Source organism: Burkholderia sp. 28_3, assembly GCF_003253915.1.
Classification (GTDB): Bacteria; Pseudomonadota; Gammaproteobacteria; order Burkholderiales; family Burkholderiaceae; genus Burkholderia; species Burkholderia cenocepacia.
On record NZ_QKZF01000068.1, the window covers coordinates 1 to 3,378 of the forward strand.

Below are 3,378 nucleotides of genomic sequence, written 5' to 3' on the forward strand. Positions count from 1 at the left end.
CGGGCAGCGCCAGGCGCTCGAGCGGGGCCAGCTGCCCGGCGCCGGCGGTGACGCCCGCCGACGTCGGCGCGAGCGCGTCGCCGGCGTCGACGTCGACCTCAACGGGCGCGCCGATCGACGCCGCGTGACGCCGCAACCAGGCGACCAGCACGCGGGCGCGGCCGACGCCGATGCGCGGCACCGATCGCCACCACTGCCCACCGCGGCGGTTCACGAACGCGACGAGCTCGCCGAGCGTGTGGATGCCCTCTCCCTCCAGGCGTGCGGCAACGAGCGGCCGAAACCAGCGACCGACCGGGTGCTCGGCCCGCGGCGCGGCGACCGCCCACTGCGCGGCGACCTGCTCGATCAGTTGCAGCGACACGGGCGTCAGGCGGGGCTCGCCGTATTTCGCGATCGCCGCCTGCAGGTGGGCTTGCAATACTGGCGAGCCGTCGCGTAGCGCGGCCGCGACCAAGTCGTCGCGCATCGTGCGCAGCAGCTGAGCGACGTCGACCGGCTCGACGGCATCACGGTCGAAGTACAGTCGCTCGATTGTCTCGATCGGCAAGCCTTTCACGCGCGCGCGCAGCGCCGTGAATTCGGTGCGGCTGTAGCTGCGCAACGGCATCTGGGCGAGCTGCTGGGGACGATTTGCCATGGCTCAGCCTGCAGGAATGGGCGATACGACCGTATCGGCCGTGGTGACGCGCTGAAGCCGTTCGAACGCGGCGATATAGCGATGCATCGGTACCGCCGCCAGCTGCGCGTCCAACCGTGCGAGCACGTGCTCGACCGCCGCGCGCTCGAGGTCGGTCAGCGCGCCCGACTCGCCCCGCTCGGCGCGATCGGCGCAGTCCTGGAGGGCCGCCTCGGCCCGTCGATAGAGTGCCGCCTCGGTCGAGTCGAGAAAGTACGCGAGGTAGATCGCATTCAATAGCGTGGCCAGCTGCGCGACGTCGTCGTTCGCGTCGCGTAGTGCCGCGAGCGCCACGTGGTGCTTCAGCTGGATCCGACGCAGTTCGCCGGTCGGGATCGGCAGCAGTTGCGCCCTGGTCAGCGGCCGGCGGTTACGGGACGTGGCTTTTCTCATCGGCTCGGAAAATTCGACGAGCGGACCTTGTCGCACCGCTCGCATTGATACGCGTGGAGACCGCTGTCGTTCAGTATGTAGCGGTAATGGGTATGCTGCACCCAGCGATGCGCACCCACCAGACACGCTAAACGTGCCATCCAATTGCGGAGCATGTTGTCCTCCAGTTCGATTTTCGTCTGCAGCTCGAGCGGCGCTGCGGCACCGTTCGGGCAGCGCATCGGGAAACTCGCAGAGCGCCGTGCAGGTTGTCATTCGGCCGTCGCGGTTTGAGCTGGCCCGAATGTGTCGGCCCAGCTCTCGTCCGTCACGTTGTCGAGCGTGGCAATCGCCGCCGCACGCGACGCGTCGATGCTCGACGCCTCACTGTTCGGCACGTGCATGCCTGTCAGCACGTCGGAAGCCGCATAGCAAGGGACATCATCGCGCCCGACGATCGCATGAACGGCCCATGTCCGACCGCGGTGCTCGAACGGTATGCCGATCACCTGGACATCGCCCGTCCGCATGGCGAGCGTGAACACCACGCCATTGACGTATTGGGGCGCCGGCCGGACAGGCGGTTTTTTCCGGTAAGAGCGGGCCATGGTATTAACTCCTGCAGGGAATCGGCACCCAGAGTTCGGACACCGGCGGTTCGCCGAGGACAAGCGCGAGGAAATCGCCTGCCGCCGCCGGGTGTTCAATGAAGCGCTGTACATGGGCCGGCCGAGCAAACGCGACATCCAGCAACGCGCCCGATGCGCTGCGGACCAACGAGTGCGAGACGAAGCGTTGTTGCGCGCCGTCGCCACCGTTCACAAGCCAGCCGCGTACCGGCGTATCGCCGGGATGCGATTGCAGCCAGCGCGTGACCTGCTCGTGGCAGCGATGCGGATTGGGAGGCCAATGCGCCAGCGCGCCGGCACCCGCGTAACGGTCGATCGACAGAGCGTTCGCATAGTCGTGCGCGATGGCGTCGGAAAGCGTCAGCTTCACGGCGGTCAGCGCGGCGTTACGGTCGAAGGCAGCGGTCATGATGCGCGGTCGTCCGATGTGGTGCGCCCGGACGGTGCGGCCGCGGCGCTGACCAGATCCAGCAGCCGATGCTCGTCGCGCTGCAGCGCTTGCCGTCCCGCGTCATCGACGGTCTTTCGGGCGGCGTTCACGAAGCCGAGCCAGTACGCGAACAGGCTGACGGCTGATGCATGCAGTGCCCTGCGTTCGGCATCGTCGCCGGCGGCCGCGGCGAAGGTCATATAGTCGCGGATATGCCTTTCGGCCGATGCGGTCAGTTCAGGATACGAGACGGTGTAGTCGTGCACGTTGGTCTATCAGGTGTTGAAGTTGGAGGAATCGAGATCCACCGGAACCGCTCCGATGGATCTCTCGTCATTGCTGTTTTTCTACCAGGCCGGTGCGAACGCGCCGGGCTTCAAAATGAGATTCATGAAATGGTGCGTGGTCAGCGACACCGGCCGCTTCTTCGGACGCTTCAAGATCTCGAACTGACACGGCGCCACTTCGACGAGCAAGCCACATCCTTCCGGCACCTCCGACGCCTCGATCATGCCGGCCGGCGCTGCGTAGTACAGCACCTCCGCGATTTTCCCGTAGCCGGCCCGCTTCTCGGGGCGAGCCACGTCCGCGAGAAAATCCGCGCGACTCACCTTCACTTCATCGACACACGGATTGATGCGCTTTTCGTCGTAGTTCGCAGCGACTGAAAACACGTCGGGACGAATCGCTTGCCGGCCACCGCTTTCAAGGTCGACCAGCAATTCGATGTTCTGCCACGTCACGCGACCTTGACTCTGACGCCACTGCGCCAAGCGGCCAGCAAGAGTGTGATGCGGCTGACGCCGCTCGACCTCGCGCGCCTTCTCGGCGGCAAGCTCTTGCTCGCCCGCTTTCGTGATGCGAAAGCGAACGCCGTAGCCGAAGCGCTCGAAGCGCTCAACCAACCCGAGTGCGGCCAGGTCCAGGTCGATGCCGTCCGTCATCCCGGCACCACCATTCGCCAGGCCTTGCCAATAGAACCGCAGGCGTTTGTAGTGTTGGCGTGTCAGCGTCGTCATCGCGTTTTCCGTTACGATTCGTATCCCGGTTGGTGAATAGGATCAGTCGGGTGACCGCCACAGACGCGACACCAGAAGACCCCTTCCGATGGTTGGTCCATCGGAACCACCTCGTGACCGATCATCTCCCTGTCCTCATCATAGTGACGTGGATCTAGGGAAACGCTGATCAATGGACCAACTTCCGAAGTTGCAGGCGAGATGGCTTCAAATTTTCTGGATGACGAAGCGAATCGGCGCTCAATTCAG

6 protein-coding genes are annotated in these 3,378 nt (G+C 65.1%); all 6 read right to left on the bottom strand.

Annotation, left to right across the window (positions count from 1 at the left end; all coding sequences use genetic code 11):
- Positions 1 to 640 (bottom strand): phage integrase family protein (locus tag DFS13_RS39540; protein ID WP_309251525.1); only part of this gene is annotated, 640 nt, incomplete at its 3' end.
- 3 nt (positions 641 to 643) lie between these two features.
- Positions 644 to 1,072 (bottom strand): hypothetical protein, encoded by a 429-nt coding sequence (locus DFS13_RS39545; protein ID WP_027813566.1) that lies wholly within the window; start codon positions 1,070 to 1,072, stop codon positions 644 to 646.
- A gap of 251 nt (positions 1,073 to 1,323) precedes the next feature.
- Positions 1,324 to 1,659, bottom strand: coding sequence for a hypothetical protein (locus tag DFS13_RS39555; RefSeq protein ID WP_027813564.1), 336 nt, complete (start codon positions 1,657 to 1,659; stop codon positions 1,324 to 1,326).
- 4 nt (positions 1,660 to 1,663) lie between these two features.
- Positions 1,664 to 2,089, bottom strand: coding sequence for a hypothetical protein (locus DFS13_RS39560; RefSeq protein ID WP_027813563.1), 426 nt, complete (start codon positions 2,087 to 2,089; stop codon positions 1,664 to 1,666).
- Positions 2,086 to 2,376: a hypothetical protein gene (locus DFS13_RS39565; protein WP_027813562.1), complete on the bottom strand. Its 291-nt coding sequence runs from the start codon at positions 2,374 to 2,376 to the stop codon at positions 2,086 to 2,088. The genes DFS13_RS39560 and DFS13_RS39565 overlap by 4 nt, the downstream gene beginning before the upstream one ends.
- A gap of 81 nt (positions 2,377 to 2,457) precedes the next feature.
- Positions 2,458 to 3,129 (bottom strand): hypothetical protein, encoded by a 672-nt coding sequence (locus DFS13_RS39570; protein ID WP_034176084.1) that lies wholly within the window; start codon positions 3,127 to 3,129, stop codon positions 2,458 to 2,460.
- Positions 3,130 to 3,378: the final 249 nt, after the last annotated feature.